Source organism: Streptomyces sp. NBC_00859 (assembly GCF_045161865.1).
In the GTDB taxonomy this organism is placed as follows: Bacteria; Actinomycetota; Actinomycetes; order Streptomycetales; family Streptomycetaceae; genus Streptomyces.
On the sequence record NZ_CP108826.1, the window covers coordinates 1760259 to 1775954 of the forward strand.

General features: G+C 70.1%; 15 protein-coding genes. 9 read left to right on the top strand and 6 right to left on the bottom strand.

What is annotated here, in order from left to right; genetic code table 11:
• Positions 1-29 precede the first annotated feature (29 nt).
• Positions 30-611, top strand: coding sequence for an RNA polymerase sigma factor (locus tag OG584_RS07265; protein ID WP_405776228.1), 582 nt, complete (start codon positions 30-32; stop codon positions 609-611).
• 195 nt (positions 612-806) lie between these two features.
• On the opposite strand, the gene OG584_RS07270 is transcribed toward OG584_RS07265, so the two are convergent.
• The 3 genes from OG584_RS07270 to OG584_RS07280 are packed head-to-tail and all read right to left on the bottom strand — an operon-like array spanning position 807 to position 2303.
• Positions 807-1145, bottom strand: coding sequence for a hypothetical protein (locus OG584_RS07270; protein ID WP_405776230.1), 339 nt, complete (start codon positions 1143-1145; stop codon positions 807-809).
• Positions 1121-1342 carry a hypothetical protein gene (locus OG584_RS07275; protein ID WP_405783911.1) on the bottom strand — a complete coding sequence of 74 codons (222 nt, stop codon included), beginning with the start codon at positions 1340-1342 and terminating at the stop codon, positions 1121-1123. The genes OG584_RS07270 and OG584_RS07275 overlap by 25 nt, the downstream gene beginning before the upstream one ends.
• Positions 1287-2303, bottom strand: a complete 1017-nt coding sequence (locus OG584_RS07280; protein ID WP_405776232.1) for an Lrp/AsnC family transcriptional regulator — start codon at positions 2301-2303, stop codon at positions 1287-1289. Before OG584_RS07280 ends, OG584_RS07275 begins: the two co-directional genes overlap by 56 nt.
• Positions 2304-2414: 111 nt before the next feature.
• Between OG584_RS07280 and OG584_RS07285 the strand changes: the two genes are divergently transcribed.
• Together OG584_RS07285 and OG584_RS07290 are read left to right on the top strand one after the other, a co-directional pair.
• Positions 2415-3866 (top strand): MFS transporter, encoded by a 1452-nt coding sequence (locus tag OG584_RS07285; protein WP_405776234.1) that lies wholly within the window; start codon positions 2415-2417, stop codon positions 3864-3866.
• A 5-nt stretch (positions 3867-3871) separates the two neighbouring features.
• On the top strand, positions 3872-5053 hold the full coding sequence (locus OG584_RS07290) for a M20 family metallopeptidase (protein ID WP_405783913.1): 1182 nt from the start codon (positions 3872-3874) through the stop codon (positions 5051-5053).
• A gap of 8 nt (positions 5054-5061) precedes the next feature.
• On the opposite strand, the gene OG584_RS07295 is transcribed toward OG584_RS07290, so the two are convergent.
• Positions 5062-5745 carry a TetR/AcrR family transcriptional regulator gene (locus tag OG584_RS07295; protein ID WP_405776236.1) on the bottom strand — a complete coding sequence of 228 codons (684 nt, stop codon included), beginning with the start codon at positions 5743-5745 and terminating at the stop codon, positions 5062-5064.
• 75 nt (positions 5746-5820) lie between these two features.
• Here OG584_RS07295 and OG584_RS07300 point away from each other — a divergent pair, with 75 nt between their 5' ends.
• Complete coding sequence (locus OG584_RS07300) at positions 5821-7449, top strand: FAD-dependent monooxygenase (RefSeq protein ID WP_405776238.1); 1629 nt, start codon at positions 5821-5823, stop codon at positions 7447-7449.
• Positions 7450-7503: 54 nt separating this feature from the next.
• Here the strand turns inward: OG584_RS07300 and pssA are convergent, their stop codons facing one another.
• On the bottom strand, positions 7504-8328 hold the full coding sequence (gene pssA, locus OG584_RS07305) for a CDP-diacylglycerol--serine O-phosphatidyltransferase (protein ID WP_405776240.1): 825 nt from the start codon (positions 8326-8328) through the stop codon (positions 7504-7506).
• A 556-nt stretch (positions 8329-8884) separates the two neighbouring features.
• Here pssA and OG584_RS07310 point away from each other — a divergent pair.
• The 5 genes from OG584_RS07310 (at position 8885) to OG584_RS07330 (ending at position 14932) form a co-directional block, all read left to right on the top strand.
• Positions 8885-10456, top strand: coding sequence for an MFS transporter (locus OG584_RS07310; protein ID WP_405776242.1), 1572 nt, complete (start codon positions 8885-8887; stop codon positions 10454-10456).
• Between the two features lie 306 nt (positions 10457-10762).
• Positions 10763-11401 carry a TetR/AcrR family transcriptional regulator gene (locus OG584_RS07315; protein ID WP_405776244.1) on the top strand — a complete coding sequence of 213 codons (639 nt, stop codon included), beginning with the start codon at positions 10763-10765 and terminating at the stop codon, positions 11399-11401.
• Positions 11402-11606: 205 nt separating this feature from the next.
• On the top strand, positions 11607-12485 hold the full coding sequence (locus OG584_RS07320) for a metallophosphoesterase family protein (protein WP_405776246.1): 879 nt from the start codon (positions 11607-11609) through the stop codon (positions 12483-12485).
• Between the two features lie 360 nt (positions 12486-12845).
• On the top strand, positions 12846-13523 hold the full coding sequence (locus OG584_RS07325) for an alpha/beta hydrolase (RefSeq protein ID WP_405776248.1): 678 nt from the start codon (positions 12846-12848) through the stop codon (positions 13521-13523).
• Between the two features lie 443 nt (positions 13524-13966).
• Positions 13967-14932 carry a nitroreductase/quinone reductase family protein gene (locus OG584_RS07330; RefSeq protein ID WP_405776250.1) on the top strand — a complete coding sequence of 322 codons (966 nt, stop codon included), beginning with the start codon at positions 13967-13969 and terminating at the stop codon, positions 14930-14932.
• A gap of 156 nt (positions 14933-15088) precedes the next feature.
• Here OG584_RS07330 and OG584_RS07335 read toward each other — a convergent pair whose 3' ends face one another.
• On the bottom strand, positions 15089-15586 hold the full coding sequence (locus tag OG584_RS07335) for a MarR family winged helix-turn-helix transcriptional regulator (RefSeq protein WP_405776252.1): 498 nt from the start codon (positions 15584-15586) through the stop codon (positions 15089-15091).
• Between the last annotated feature and the right edge of the window lie 110 nt (positions 15587-15696).

The following is a 15696-nucleotide window of genomic DNA, read 5'->3' on the forward strand; positions in this document are numbered from 1 at the left end:
CAGCCGGCCCGACCGGCGGAAACCCTCCCGTGACCCGGCCCGGCGATGTGACAGAGGCCCTGGCCGTCCAGGCCTCGGGCGGTGACCAGGGGGCTCTGGACGCGCTCCTGCGGGACATCGGCCCCGATGTTCTGCGCCGCTGCGCCCGGTTCCTCCTGTACCGCGAGGACGCCGAGGAGGCCGCCCAGGACGTACTCGTCCAGGTCGCACGCAACATCCACCGTTTCGAGGGCCGCAGCAAGTTCAGCACCTGGCTCTACACCGTGGTCGCCAACTGCTCCAGGCAGAAGTACCGCGAGCTCAAGCGCCGCGCGGCCGAGACGCCCCTCACCACGGCGGAAGCGACCCACCCCGACCCGCGTACCACCAGCGTGATCGCAGGTTCGCGCGTCGATCTGCTCGAAGCTCTCGAAAGGCTGGAGCGCGAGGCTCCGCAGCTGGTGACACCTCTGGTCTACCGCGACATCTGCGGCCTCGACTACGCGGAGATCGCCGACCGGATGAACCTGCCCGTCGGCACGGTCAAATCCCGCCTGCACCGCGCCCGCCAACAGGTCAGGCCCTGGCTGGTGGACGGTCCTGGCACCCCCGCAGCACCTGACGGTCCCTGAGCCCGGCGCCGGGAGGGCGCGGGTTGGCGCCCCGCACACCGGACGGGCACGCCATGGCTGCATTTCCGGCATAAGAGGAAATACCCTCAGAAGTCCCGTCAGGAACCGGCCGATGTGTACCGATGCCTGGCCAGGGCCGCGATCAGGGTGACGCCCTGGGCTGACTCCGCCGCTGCCGGGGAGGCAGGCGCCCCGTCAGCCCAGCAGGAGGGGCAGCCGTCCGGCGCTCGCCGGGTCGGCCGGGAGCCGGGTGACCGGACGGATACGGGGCTCATCGGCGGTGATCAGTTTCGACTGGCGCAGTGACAGCGGGCCCGCCACCGGGTGTTGGAACTGCTTGAGGACGGGCCGGTACCCAGCTACCTCATGGCGCTCCCAGTGGCGGGCGAAATCCGGTGCGGCAGAACGCAGTTCACCAGTGATCTCACGGAATCCGGGGTCCGCCGGGTGCTCGTCGGCCGCCATGCGGAACTGAGCCAGTACGAGGGCAGCCTGTTGCTCCCAGTCCGTCAGCAGTTCCCGGGCAGGGCCCATCCGAACATCATCCACAGCATGTTCCGCCGGGTTCGCGGGAGTTCGGAGAAATCGGTGAGCAGACCGGCCTCCGCCCGGTTCCAGCCCAGGATGTCGCAGTGCTGGTAGAGCAGGAAGGCCCACCACGTGCCGTGCGCGCGTCTACCAGGGCGAGATCGGCTGCACGCCCGTACGGCGCCCCTCCTCGTCCAGCAGATGGCCCATGCGTTTGACCGTGTGCAGACCGACGATGCGGTCGGTCACCGTGAGGGTGGGCAGCCGCGCGCACAGTGCCGTCTCGCGCCGCTGGACATCACCGAGGTCGTGCACCCACAGCGTGGCGAAGATGTTCGCCGGACCGGTCACGGCCGCGACCAGCCGGCACTCGGGCAGGGCGGCGAGTGTGCGGTGGACGGTGCCGATGTCACGCGCCGGCGCGTGACCCAGCAGGGACACCGGGACCGGATGCCCGGCGAGCGCCGCTGCTATGTCGCAGCGGAAGGTGAGTACCGACGAGTCCGTGAGCCGGCGCAGCCTGCGGCGGACCGTGGCCGGGCTGGTGTCCGTGCGCTCGGCGAGTTCGGCGAGGCCGAGGCGGCCGTCACGGACCAGTTCGCCGAGCAGGGCCCGGTCGACCGCGTCGAGGGCGAGTGTGCCGACGGGTTCGCCGGCGGCCCGCGAACTCCCGAGTGCCGTCAGCTGGGCGGGCGCCAGGGAGCGCAGCCGCCACCGGCTCCCCTCGACGTACATCGAGGTCGTGAACAGACAGCTCACCGAGACGACACCCGGCACACGGTGCAGCTTCTCGGTGAGGAACCGGCTGAGCGAGCCCAGGTCCGGGGTGAGCACGTCGAGGAGCAGATCGGCGCTGCCGGGGCCGGTCAGCTCGATCGTCACAGCTTCCGTGAGCGCGCACAGTTGCCTCGCCAGCCGGGAGCGGTCCTCGGGGCGGCAGCGCAGCAGCACGAAAGCCGAGCACCGGTTGCGGGCGAACTCGCGCCCCGGCGACGCGTACACCCAGGCGAGCCCCGCCCCGGTCAGGCGTTCCCAGCGCCGCGCCAGGGTGCCCGCGGTCACGCCGAGCAGGGGTGCCAGTTGCGACCACGAGGCCCGGGGCCGCAACTGGAGGGCGTTCACCAGGGCGAGATCGAGCTCGCTGGCCGTGACCGTTTCTCGCATCGCAGGCCCTCCGTACGTACGAATCCATGAATATTCGAGGCCGCTCGCGCCGCCGCCCGCACAGTAGCCACCACATTCGGTTCCGGCCACCAATGATCCAGAGGTGAAGCTGTGCCCATACGCACATCGGGAACGGGACGCGGGGCCGGAACGCTGAGCTCCGGCCCCGGCATGGTCGCGACGATGGCGGTCGTCATCCTCTTCAGCGGCATCGTCCAGGGCTATCTGACGCCGCTTCTGCCCGAGGTCGGCCTGCGCCTGCATATCGGCACCGTGGGGCAGAACAACATCTACCTGCTGTCCCAGGTGGCCTTCGCGGTGATGACGCCGCTGCTCTCGCGGCTCGGCGACCTGTACGGGCACCGCAAGCTCCTGCGGGTGGCGCTCGCGATGGTGGCGAGCGGTTCGCTCCTGATCGCCGTGCACCCCTCCGCCGTAACGCTGGCCGTCGGTGTGGTGCTCCAGGGCGCGCTCGTCGGATTCTTCCCGCTCCTGGTGGGCATTCTCCGCTCCCGCGCACCCGAGCGGAACCGCAGCGGGATCTCCCTGCTCGTGGGTGTCCTGCTCATCGCGATCGGCGTGGGCGGCCTCGTGGCGGGCGCGCTCAGCGATCGGCACGCGGAGTCCGGGCTGTGGACAGCCGTCCCGGTCGCCGTCCTGGCGGTGGTCGCGGGAATGGCCCTGCCCGACAGCGACGCACCGCGCGGCGGCCGTTTCCACTACGGGGCGGCTGTGCTGCTCACGGCCGGCCTGGTGGCGCTCGTCCTGGTCCTCGCGCAGGGCAGCGCATGGGGCTGGGCGGCACCTCGCACGATCGCCCTCGCCATCACGGCGGTCGCCGTCCTCACGGTCTGGGTAACGGTCGAGCGGCGGTCCGCGCACCCGTTGGTCAGCGTGCGGATGCTGAGCAACCCGCGTCTCGCGGTGGTCAGCGCGTACACCTTCTGCGCCGCGTTCGGCACGATCGGCTTCCTCGGGGCCAACGCCCTCTTCCTCGGTGCCTCCCGGTCCGCGACCGGTTACGGCATGGATCTCGGTCCACAGGCCATCGCCACCATCTCGCTCGCCATGGTGACCGCCGGATTCGCCGGCTCGACATCGACCCCTCGCCTCACCCGGTGGCTCGGCGACCGCGCTGTGCTCGCGTCCGGCGGTGGCCTCGTCGCACTGGGTTTCCTGGGTATGGCGCTCTTTCACGACACCCTGCCCCAGTACGTGGCCTGCGCCCTCGTCGTGGGGCTCGCCACCGGACTCTTCGAATCGATCACCCGGACCCTGTCGGCCGAGGCGGTCGCGGAACAGGAGACCGCCATCGCCGTCGGCCTCAACGAACTGGCCCTGTCCCTGGGCGCTGCCATAGGCGCCGCAGTGATCGGCGCGTTCTTCGCGGCACACAGCGTTCCCGGCACGGCGCTCATCTCCGAGTCGGGTTACCTGTGGGGCTGGGGCGCGTGTGCCGTCACGGCCGTCACCGGAACTGCCCTGGCTCTGCGCTACCGCAGTCCCCGCGCGCCACGCCCGGCCTGTCGACTTCCCCTGGAACAGAGCGGAGAGCTCGCGTGACGGACATGGACACCTCGAAAGTACGCAAGGCGGTGACCGGTGCTGTCCGCTCCTGGAGCGGACAGCTCGTGGCCCTCAGCCACGGGCTGCACGAAGAGCCCGAGACCGCTCTGCACGAACACCGCTCGGCGGCCCGGGTCGCCGACCTGCTGGAGGCGGGGGGATTCACCGTCACCCGGGGTGTCGCGGATCTCCCCACGGCACTCGTGGCCACCAGCGGAACCGGCGGACTCGTCATCGGGTTCTGCGCCGAGTACGACGCCCTGCCTGACATCGGTCACGCCTGCGGGCACAACGTCAACGGGGCCTCTGCTGTCGGCGCCGCCCTCGGGCTCGCGGCCGTCGCGGACGAACTCGATCTGACGGTCAAGCTGATCGGCACACCGGCCGAGGAGGACATCGGGGGGAAGGTCCTCCTCCTCGATGCGGGAGCCTTCGACGACGTGGCCGCCGCGATGATGGTGCACGCCGCCCCGGACGACAGTGTCGGCGCCTCTTCGCTGGCCATCGGATCCTGGGACATCACGTACCGGGGCAGGCCGTCGCACGCCGCACTCGCACCCTGGGAAGGGGTCAACGCCCTCGACGCGTTGACCGTCGCACACACCGCCGTCGGGCTGCTCCGCCAGCAGCTGCGGCCCGGTGTGGCCGTCCACGGGATCGTCACCGAAGGCGGTCAGGCCGTGAACGTCATACCGGCCCGCAGCCGCGCCCGCTGCGAGGTCAGGGCCCGGACAGTGGAGCAGCTCGACGAGGCGTGGCAGCGGGTACGGGCCTGCTTCGAGGCCGGGGCCCTCGCCACCGGCGCCGAGCTCGAACTGAGCTCTCACGGAAGGGACTTCGCCGATCTTCGGCAGGACCCCGACATGACGCGGGCGTACGTCGAGGCACTCGGTGAACTGGGGCGCACGGCGACATCACGGCACGGCGAGTCGATGGCGTCGACCGACATGGGCAACGTCTCGCAGCACGTCCCCACGATCCACCCCACGATCGGCTACGAAACGGGGGGCGCCAAGCAGCACACCCCGGAGTTCACCACGTACGGCAAGAGCCCCGGCGCCGACCGGGCGGTGCTCGACGGGGCCGCCGCACTCGCCCTGACCGGTGCCGCTCTGGCGATGTCGCCGTCGCAGCGCAGCCGCCTGCTGGAGGGGGTGAGCCGGCGGCAGCGGAGCCACTCCTGAACCGCCGGTCACTCATGTGGACGGGGTGCGCCCGCCGCGGTGCCCCAGTCCGTGCCGACGCCGCCCTCCAGCGAGTCGAAGAGCCGTCCGGCCAGGAGGCGGAGGCCGGGGTGGATCGCCTCCACCGCTTCGCCCGCGGCCGTGCGCCGGGCCGCTTCACGGGTGAGGGTGTCGCGAATGGTCTGTACCGACGCTGCCGCGTAGCGCACCTCCGGGTCGTCCGGAGTGCGCCCCGCCGCCAGGGCAAGGACATCGGCCAGTGCCGCCGTCCCCTCCTCGGCCATCTCCCGCCACCGGGAGCTCAGCGCCGGGCTGTCCAGGACCACTTGCAGGAAGCGGCCCATGCCCTCGACAAGGCCGCTCAGCGGATGCCGCTCGTCGATGAGCCGCAGCACCATCCGGCGCAGGGCGGCCAGCGGCGGCTCCTGCGGGCCGCGGTCGCGGACCGTCGTGGTGAGCAGTTCGGTGATCTGCGGGCCGCGGTCCAGATACAGGTTCTCCTTGCGCGGGAAGTAGTTGAAGACCGTCATCGCGGACACGTCGGCCGCCTCGGCGATCTCGGCCACCGTGACGGCCTCGAAGCCCCGCTCCAGGAACATCAGCGTGGCGACGCCCGAGATGTGATTCCGCAGCTCCTGCTTCTTGCGCTCACGCCGCCCGAGCGGAGGCGCCCCGCCCTGTCTGTCTGTCATGCGCCCACCGTACGAGAAAGATGGATTCAACTCAAAAGTTGTAGTCGATAAAAGTTTTGCCGCATACTCGGTCCCATGACAACTCACCACACGCACAAGGAGTTCGACGCCGACGTACTGATCGCGGGAGCGGGGCCCACCGGCCTGATGCTCGCCCTTGAGCTGAGCATCGCCGGAGTGACCTGCGTCGTCGTCGAGCGCAACACCGAGATCGACCCGACGGTCAAGGCCGGGTCGATCGGCCCGCTGGCCGTGGAGGCGCTGCGCCGCAGGGCACTCGGCCCCGCCCTGGAGGCGGCCTCACTGCGGACGCTGTCCCAGATACTCGGCAACTTCCGCGCCAAGGACCCCGGCCTCGACAACAGGATGCGCGCCCTGGAGGAGTCCGGAGCCTCACCGGACGAGGTCACTGCGGCGGCGACCCGGAAGACCTTCGGGGGCAAGGGGCACTTCGCCGGCCTGTGGAACATCGACGCGGCCAAAAGAGGCGAGAGCGAGCGGATCACGGCGGTCGTCGGCCAACAGGCACTGGAGGCCATCCTCGGAGAAGCGGTGGGCGCGGCACCGGAGGTCCGGGTCGTCCGCGGACGCACCGTCACCGGGCTCGCCCAGGATGCCGGGGGCGTCGATGTGACGACCGGCGGAGACGGCGGGCCACGGACGCTGCGCTGCCGCTGGCTGGTGGGCTGCGACGGAGGCCGGAGCCTCGTACGCAAACTGAGCGGCTTCGCGTTCCCCGGCACGGGGCCGACGATGACGGGGCATCAGGTCGTTGCCGAGTACGCCGATCCAGATGTTCTGCTCCCGCACGGCTGGCGCCGGACCGAGACCGGCATGATGGCTTACGGGCCGACGCCCGGCCGGCTCTTCCTCGCGCGCTTCGACGGGCCGCCGGCCGACCGCGACGCGCCGGTCACCGCCGCCGAGGTGCAGGCGGCGGCGCGCCATGTCTCGGGTACGGACGTCGTCATCACCGCGGTGACGTCGGCCACGCGTTTCACCGACAACACCCGCCAGGCGAGCAGTTACCGCAGGGGCCGGGTCCTGCTGGCCGGCGACGCGGCGCATGTGCACTCGCCGTTCGGCGGACAGGGCCTCAACCTCGGACTGCTCGACGCGGTCAACCTCGGCTGGAAGCTGGCGGCCGTCGTCGGCGACCGGGCACCCACCGGCCTCCTCGACACGTACACGTCCGAACGCCACCCCGTCGGCGCGCGCGTTCTGGCCAACACCCGCGCCCAGGTGGCCCTGATGGCGCCGGGTCCGCATGTGGGCGCCCTGCGCGACCTCATGACCGAGCTGCTGGACGAGGTCGACGAGGCCAACGCGTTCTTCGGGCGCATGCTGGGCGGCCTCGACAGCCGGCACGAGATGCCGTACGCGGACGGTGTACCGGAGGAAGCGATGCCGCTGCTGGGGCGCCCGGTCCCCGGCCTCCGCCTCGCCGACGGCTCACTGATATCGGATCACACCGCCGCCGGCCGAGGGGTGCTCGTGGCGCCGGAGGCGGGACCGGCGGACGCCTGGAGGCACCGGGTCGACGTGGTGGCGGCAGGCCTGGCGCCGGAGGAGGCACACCGTGGGATCGCGGGCCTTCTGATCCGCCCCGACGGCATCGTCGCCTGGTCCGCGGGAACAGGCAACGACCCGGACCACGCACTCCTGGAGAAGGCGCTGACGACATGGTTCGGGGCGCACGTCTGACCCACTCGGCCCGGCGCCCCCGGCCCGCCCCGCGGGATCGGACGGACGCGGGCGTCAGGCCGCGCGCCGCTGCCGTACGGCGTTGAGCCGCCGGGCCCCCGCGAACAGGGGCAGGACAGCCGCCACCAGCACCTGCAGGGTGCAGCCGGTGACCATCAGCGTCTCGCCGCCCGCAACACCGGTGGCCCAGACCACCAGGCAGCCGATATTGGCCGTTCCCCACACGATGGTGGCCACCGCCAGCTTGCCGGTGGGCTTCGGGTACTCGACCCGGCTCACCATGAGCCAGGCGACGCCCAGGACGGCGAGCAGCGTTGCCACGAAGGGAAGTTGGAGCAGGACAACCGAGACGACGGTGAGAGCCGCGAAGGGAATCGGCATGCCCTGGAACATGCCGTCCTGCATCGTGGTGCAGGAGAACCGTGCCAGGCGCAGCAGACCGGCAAGGAGCACCGCGAGGCCGGCCAGGACGACCAGCCCCGGGTAGTCGGTACCGCTGACCAGCCCCCACACGACGACGAAGTAGGCCGGCGCGAGGCCGAAGCTGATCAGGTCGGAGAGGTTGTCGAGTTCGGCCCCCATGCCGGAGCTGCGGAACTTGCGTGCCACCAGCCCGTCGCACAGGTCGAACAGGGACGCCAGCAGCATGAGCATGACCGCGGTGGCACCCGCCTGGCGCACCTCTCCCGCACCCTGCCCCGGACCGTCACTGAGGTAGGGGACCAGAACTCTGGTCGTGATGAAGTACACCGAGGCGAAGCCACAGACCGCGTTGCCGAGGGTCAGTACATCGGCGACCGAAAGCCGCGAAGGGGACACCGCGCTCTCAGCGGATTCCTCTGCCGATGACACCGGAAGCTCGGAATCGGTAACGGTCAACAGTCTCTCTCCTTCTGGGTTCTCCGGCCACGGACGGCGTCGACCGCCGAATACTCACGGCCGGACGGCGGCCCCGGCGGCCAGTACGGTCGAAGTCCCGACCGTACCGCCGAGCACCGCCGTCGGCCCAATGCGCCGACCGGAACCGCTCCCGGTCAACCTGCCCGCGTACCGAGCCGGTTCGCTCGGGGCGGCCGAGCCGTGCGCCGCGTCGAGCGCGCGTGCCACCGCACCGGCCGCCCCCGATTCCGCCCGGAGCCCGTCCACTCGGGCCACCGACGGGAGCTCCCCGTCCGCACCGTGAAGGACCCCGCCGCCGGCCGGCAGGACGAGTCGCCGCCGTCGGCTGCGCCCCGCCCACGGACCCCGGGCCCGGCCCGGCCCGCCCCTTCGGCTTTCCCGCAGGTCCCACCCGGCCTCTCGCCGATATCCGTCACGGCAACACCGCGCGGCACCTCGCTCACGTACCTCCCTGGCCCACCATGCGAGTATCCGATACGCTGCTGCGTATGTCATACGCAGCAGCGTGCGCCATACACATCGAACGGGGAGAGCCATGAACACCCATGCCAAAGCAGGGACCAAGGAGTGGGTGGGCCTCGCCGTCCTCACGCTCGGGTCGCTGCTGATCATGCTGGACATCGGCGTGCTGAACTTCGCCACGCCCGCCATGAGCGCCGATCTCCGCCCCAGCGCCCCCCAACTGCTGTGGATCATGGATGTCTACCCGTTCACCCTTGCCGGGTTACTCATTCCCATGGGGTGGGTGGGCGACAGGATCGGCCGTCGCAAGCTCCTGATCACCGGTTCGCTGCTGTTCGGCGCCGCCTCGGCCTGCGCGGCCATGGCCACCACCCCCGGGGCTCTCATCGCCTCCCGGGCCCTGCTCGGTGTGGCGGCCGCACCGGTGACGCCCACTGTGCTCGCCATGATCCGCGTCATGTTCAACGACGCCGATCAGCGCAGGGCAGCCATCGCGGCCTGGACCGGCGTGCTCACCAGCAGCACCGCGTTCGGCCCCGTCATCGGCGGCCTGCTGCTCGACCACTTCTGGTGGGGCTCGGTCTTCCTCATCAATATCCCGATCATGATCCTGCTGGTGGTGCTCGCGCCGTTCCTGCTCCCCGAGCACCGCGACCCGTCACGCGGCAAGCTGGACGCGCCCGGTGCCGTGCTCTCCTTCGCGGCGATCCTCGCGGTGGTGTACGGCGTCAAGGAACTCGCCGTGAACGGCTACAGCCCCACCGCGCTGACCAGCATCGCCGCCGGCCTGTTTCTCGGCTTCAGCTTTGTGCGGCGTCAGCGCACGGCGGCCGCCCCGCTGCTGGATCTGGCGCTCTTCCGCTCTCGGGCGTTCAGCGGTTCCGTGACCATCACTCTGGTCGTCCACGGCACACTCATCGGCATCAACCTGCTGGTGAACCAGTACCTGATGTCCGTTCTGGGGATGCGCCCCTTCACGGCAGCACTCTGGTCGCTCGCCGCGTTCCCGGTGGTCGCCCTGGCGGCGCCGGTCACGGCCACGTACTCGCGCCGCGTTCGCCCCGGCAATTTCCTCGCTGCCGGCATGGTGGTCATGGCGGTGGGCTGCGGGCTGCTCTTCTTCGTCAGGACGAACTCGCACGTGCTGTTCGTGATGGCGGGTGTCGCGCTCATCGCAGCCGGCCTGCTGATGGTGAAGGCGCTGGTGGCGGACATCGTCCTGACTGCCGCTCCCCCGGAGCGGGCCGGCTCGGCCGCTGCCGTGTCGGAGACGGCCAACGAGCTGGGCAACGCGCTCGGTTTCGCCACCTTCGGCACCATCGGCCTGGCCGCGTTCCACCACAGGATGGCCGGCGTAGCCCCCCGTAGCGTGTCCGCCCCGGACCTCGAAGCGGCCCGGGGCAGCATCGGCGGCACCACAGCGGTGGCCGGCCGGCTGACGGGCGGAACAGCCGAACATCTGCTGCACGCCGGCCGTCAGGCCTTCACCCACGGGCTCGACCTGGCGGCGCTGACAGCTGTGGGCGTCCTCGGGGTGACCGCGGTCACCATGGCGTTCCTGCTGCGCGGAGAGCCGATCGCCACACCCGCACCGGCCGATCCGGCCAGGAGTCTGCCGCCCGTGGCGGCGGATCCAGCGCTGTGAGGATCAGCTCGGGACCGTGGGTGTCCCGCCCCTGACCGGGCGGGACACCCGCACGGCTACACCTCAGCCATGAACGAGGGAGAATGTGGACCGGCCAGGACCGGGGAAGGGCCGGCCGGCCACGTAGGCGGCTTCGCCGTAGTGCGGTCGGCCGCACCGCCCCCTTCCATTCCCTCCCTTGAAGGCGAGCACCAAGTGAGCACCGCAGACAAAGGGAGCGCCCTCCCCCCGAGCGTGGCACGTCTCTGGGAGTCCCGGCGCCGTCCGCCTCGGAGCTCGCAGCCCGAACTGAGCCAGGAGCGCATCGTGGCGGAAGCTGTCGGATTCGCCGACTCAGGTGGCCTGGCGAAGCTGTCCATGGCCCGCCTCGCCGAACGGCTGGGCTGCGCGACCATGTCGCTGTACCGCCACGTGGCGACCAAGGACGACCTGCTGGTCCTCATGCTCGACACCGCGTACGGGGAGCCGCCCTTCCCCGAAGCCCCGGTGGACAACTGGCGCGCGGGACTGGAGCTCTGGACGACCCAACTGCTCGCCGTGTACCAGCGCCACCCCTGGATGCTGCAGATCCCGACGGCCGGTCCGCCTCTGGAGCCCGGTCAGCTGTCCTGGATGGAGTGCGGTCTGCAGATGCTGCACGCGACGGGGCTCAGCGCCACCGAGAAGTTCTCCGTCGTACTCCTCATGAACGGCTATGTGCACGCCGGGACGAAGCTGTCGCCGAAAGCCCTGGAGATGCCGGACGACAACGGGGTCTCGATGCCGCAGTACGGTCGCATCCTGGCGGAGCTGGTGGACGCGGAACACTTCCCGGTGCTGAGCGAGCTCATCACGGCCGGCGTCATCGACGCCCCTACCGATGAGTTCGTCTTCGGACTCCAGCGGGTACTCGACGGTGTCGAGGTACTGGTGAACGCGCGCCAGGGCGGGCGGACCGCCTCCTGACGGGCCCGTCAGGCGCTGCTCACCGGCTGGGTCATCCGTTGCCGGGCACAACTGACGGGCCTTCAACAGTGCTTGCCGGGTGCCACGTTGCCGGCCGTGACGGGCACGACCGAGCCGAGCCCGCCCTCGGTCGCGACGGCGCAGGCGCCGGGCCAGTTCACCGACAACCGTATGCGGGCCGAACACCCGGGTGTACTTTCAGGAAATGGGGCTTTCGAAGTCGGCACACGGAAAACTCCTGGCCATCAGCGACCTCCATGTCCGTTACGAGGAGAACGAGGAGATCGTCCAAGGGATCAGGCCGGGCTCGGACGACGACTGGCTACTCGTCGCGGGGGACGTCGGAGAGACCAGTACCGACATCCTGCGCACTCTGGAACTGCTCGCCGACCGGTTCAGCAAGGTGATCTGGGTGCCGGGCAATCACGAACTGTGGACCACTCCGGGCGACCCCCTGCAGCTCAATGGAGTGCGGAGATACGAGTATCTGGTCGCGAAGTGCCGCGAGTTGGGGGTCGTGACGCCCGAAGACCCCTTCCCCATCCGGGAGGGGGCGGACGGGCCCACGGCGATCGTCCCGCTGTTCATCCTGTACGACTACTCGTTCCTCCCCGCAGGCGCCGTGGACAAGGAGTCCGGGCTCGCCATCGCGGAACGGGCGGGGATCGTCTGCAGCGACGAGTTCATGCTGCATCCGGACCCGTACCCCTCCCGGGACGCATGGTGCCGGGCGCGCCTGGAGAGCACTGAAGCGCGCCTGGCCGCACTGCCCGCCGACCTGCCCACCGTGCTCGTCAACCACTTTCCACTGGTCCGCGAACCGACGTTCATCCTGACCCATCCGGAGTTCGCCATGTGGTGCGGGACCACCGCGACCGCCGACTGGCCGACCCGCTTCCGCGCATCGGCAGTGGTGTACGGGCATCTGCACATCCCCCGGCTCATCCATCACGACGGGGTGCCGCACCATGAGGTGTCGCTCGGCTACCCACGGGAGTGGCGGCGGCACCGCACGGCGCCTGGCCGGCTCGTGGAAATCCTCCCGGCAGCCGGGGAGGGTGTCCGAGGAGCGGTGCGCCCATGACCGAGGAACCGCCACCACCACCGGCCGAGGCGGACGAGCCGTCCGGTGACGCTCATCCACCGCACGCGACGGCAGCCCACGCCGCCCGAAGCTCCCTGGATGATCGGTTCCCAACCGTTAGACGGCACCACCCGCCACCGCCGGCAGCCTGACCGGTTCCGCCTCGCTCAGCCGGGGAGCGAGGCCGGCCTCCGCCCGTAGAGACCGGATATGGCGATGTCGTTGGCCGTTCGTCCGTCTTCACGTGGATAGAGTGCCGTCCTGCCGAGTACCCCGGCAGCCGGACGTTCGCTCACGTGACCCGGCGGACAGCGCGACGGCGTCGAGGCACCGTGTTCGCTACCGAGGGGATCGCTCACGATGGCTGCGTATGTGTTGATTCCCGGTGCCGCGTCCGGCCCGTGGTACTGGCACCTGCTGGGCGCCGAGCTGCGCGGGCGGGGCCATGAGGTGGTGGCGGTGGACCTGCCGTGCGACGACGACTCGGCGGGGCTCGCCGAATACGCCGACGCCGTGGTCGACGCCATCGGTGATCGGACCGGCCTGATCCTGGTGGCCCACTCCTTCGGCGGCTTCACCGCCCCACTGGTGTGCGACCGCGTGCCGGTGGAACTGCTGGTAATGCTGCAGGCGCAGATCCCGGCACCGGGCGAGACTCCGGGACAGTGGTGGGCCAACACAGGCTACGAGCAGGCCAGGCGCGATCAGGACGAACGCGACGGCAGGGACTCCGACGACGACACCGCTCTGTTCCACCACGACACCCCGTCGGCACTGGCCGCCGAGGCCAAGAAGCACACACGCACCCAATCGGCCACCCCGTTCATGAAGCCATGGCCACTGGCCGCGTGGCCGGATGTGCCCACGAAGTTCCTCCTGTCCCGCGACGACCGCTTCTTCCCTGCCGAGTACATGCGCAGGGTCGTACGGGAGCGCCTGGGCATCGCGCCCGACGAACTGCCCGGTGACCACTGCCCCATGCTCGGCCACCCCACGGAACTGGCCGACCGGCTGGAGGCATACCGAACCGGGCCCTGAACAGCCGCCGGGCCGTACCCGGGACTCCACATCAGCGCCGAGGCATCCGCACGCCACCCCTCGGAACAGTTCCGCCAGGTGTCCTGGCCGGTGGAGCCGATGGCGCGTGGGGCCGATTGACCGGGACCGCTCGCGGGAGCGACGGGTGTGCAGCATGTGGGAGCAGGGCCGCTGCGACCGGACCCCTACACCGCCCCAGCATCGCCGCCGCTGTTCGGGCCGGGCAGTCCAGCCCTCTCCAACTCCACTGCGCAGGCGGTGCCTTGAACCGATCGGGGTCTCAGCCATTGCAGAGATCGGCACGTTCCGTCTCTCGCAGCTCGTCAATCCCTGTCCGGGGATTGCTGCGCCCATCTTCACTGCGTAGGCATGCGGGGTATTTCTGTGTCGATCTCCGGCGGATTCGCCCTCCTTCGCGATCAATCCACACGGAAAGGCAGTGCATGGGCAAGAAACATGAGGAACATGACGGGACCCGGGAAGCGCAGAGCGAGAACTGGGCAGGCTTCGACGTCAACGAGTTCCAGCGTCAGGTCATCTCGGACTTCCGGGCGAACAGCGGCAGGATGAGCGGCATGTTCGAGGGATGGACGCTGACCGTACTGACGACTGTCGGCGCCAGGAGCGGACTGCACCGTGAGAGCGTCCTCGGGTATCTCGAACTCGACGGGAAAGGGACCGTCGTCGCATCGTCGAACGGCGCCGACAAGCACCCCGGTTGGTATCACAACATCCGCAAGAACCCGATCGTGACGGTCGAGACGGGTACCGACACCTATCGAGCGATCGCCGCGATCCCACAGGCCCAGGAACGTGACAGACTCTTCGACCGCGTGATCGCCGAGGCGCCGGGGTACGCGGACCACCAGGCCAGGACCGTGCGGGAGATCCCGGTCGTCGTACTGCACCGGATCGGTCCCCGGCCCGGCGAGGACCGGGTCAAAGGGATGGGCGACTGGATCGTCGAGGTGCACGACTGGCTGCACGAGGAGCTGCGGACGCTCCGCGACCGGGCGGACCAGGTGGTGGTCAAGGGTGGCACGGCCGCGATCGCACGGACGCCCCCGGACCTCGCCCGGCAGATGCGCACCCACTGCCTCAATTTCTGCGGAGCGCTGACGAAGCATCACAGCGGCGAGGACATGGCCGTGTTCCCGATGCTGGCCGAGCAGTTTCCCGCACTCGCTCCGGCACTGGCTCAGCTCGGCGAGCAGCACAAGGTGGTGGCCCGGCTGCAGGAAGACATCCAGCAGACCGTCGACAGCTTCGTACCTGGTGAAACCGACCCCGTGCGAATGCGCGCCGACCTGGAGCGGCTGGCCGACGAGCTGGAGTCCCATTTCAGATATGAGGAGGAGGCAGTCGTAACAGCGCTCAACGCCACGGCTGCGGCCCCCGGCTTCGGCTGATCAGCCACCGGTGACATCCCCCGGAGCCGGTGGGACCCTGCCTGGCTCCGGGGTGCCGATGCGGCACGGCACAGGGCTCATGGTGCGGGACACCTGGCCCTGTGATGCGAGTTGATACGGGCGGCACCGGAGTGAGGTCCGGCACGGTGGCCCGGTTCAGGCTGCGGATACCACGCCGGGTCTGCTGTCCTCGTCAGTGTTCACTGCGAGTCGGGTACGGAGTGCGGCGAGCCCTCTGGCCAGTGCGCGCCGATCGGTCCGGGGCAGGGCGTTGATGGCCTGGTGAAGCATGTTCTCGCGCTCCTCACGGATGCGTCGCAGGTGCGCCTTCCCCTCAGTGGTCAGTCGCAGGACCACCTCGCGTCCGCTGTCGGGGCACGGGAGCCGCTGCAGGAAGCCGATTGCTTGCAGGCGGTCGCACAGGCGGCTGACGGAGGGGGGAGCGGCCGCCAGCCGTTTGCACAGGGTGCGCATCCGTATCCCCTCATCGAGGTCGACGAGGTACATCAGACGCAGTTGTGAGGTGGAGGCGGGAGCGGTGGTGGTGGATTCTCTGGCTTGTTCCCACATCACGTCGAGGAGTTCGACGATGCCACTGGCGGACTGGGTGGCCTCGCGGGAGAACTCGCCCGAGGAGACGTTCGATGTCGGCATGTGCTCCCCGTCGTGTGTCCGGCTTCCTTGCCCCGCGTCTGGTCGGGGAAGTGGCGTCAGGCGGCGCCGTCCGATGCGGCAGGACGGACCGTCAGCGCTTCTCCGCTCGC

What these genes read in the sequence shown, in the direction of transcription:
- OG584_RS07335 (WP_405776252.1), bottom strand. Translation starts at nt 15,586, where the DNA reads ATGCCGACATCGAACGTCTCCTCGGGCGAGTTCTCCCGCGAGGCCACC.
- OG584_RS07310 (WP_405776242.1), top strand. Translation starts at nt 8,885, where the DNA reads ATGAACACCCATGCCAAAGCAGGGACCAAGGAGTGGGTGGGCCTCGCC.
- OG584_RS07300 (WP_405776238.1), top strand. Translation starts at nt 5,821, where the DNA reads ATGACAACTCACCACACGCACAAGGAGTTCGACGCCGACGTACTGATC.
- OG584_RS07320 (WP_405776246.1), top strand. Translation starts at nt 11,607, where the DNA reads ATGGGGCTTTCGAAGTCGGCACACGGAAAACTCCTGGCCATCAGCGAC.
- OG584_RS07295 (WP_405776236.1), bottom strand. Translation starts at nt 5,745, where the DNA reads ATGACAGACAGACAGGGCGGGGCGCCTCCGCTCGGGCGGCGTGAGCGC.
- OG584_RS07330 (WP_405776250.1), top strand. Translation starts at nt 13,967, where the DNA reads ATGGGCAAGAAACATGAGGAACATGACGGGACCCGGGAAGCGCAGAGC.
- OG584_RS07270 (WP_405776230.1), bottom strand. Translation starts at nt 1,145, where the DNA reads ATGGGCCCTGCCCGGGAACTGCTGACGGACTGGGAGCAACAGGCTGCC.
- OG584_RS07290 (WP_405783913.1), top strand. Translation starts at nt 3,872, where the DNA reads ATGGACACCTCGAAAGTACGCAAGGCGGTGACCGGTGCTGTCCGCTCC.
- OG584_RS07280 (WP_405776232.1), bottom strand. Translation starts at nt 2,303, where the DNA reads ATGCGAGAAACGGTCACGGCCAGCGAGCTCGATCTCGCCCTGGTGAAC.
- OG584_RS07325 (WP_405776248.1), top strand. Translation starts at nt 12,846, where the DNA reads ATGGCTGCGTATGTGTTGATTCCCGGTGCCGCGTCCGGCCCGTGGTAC.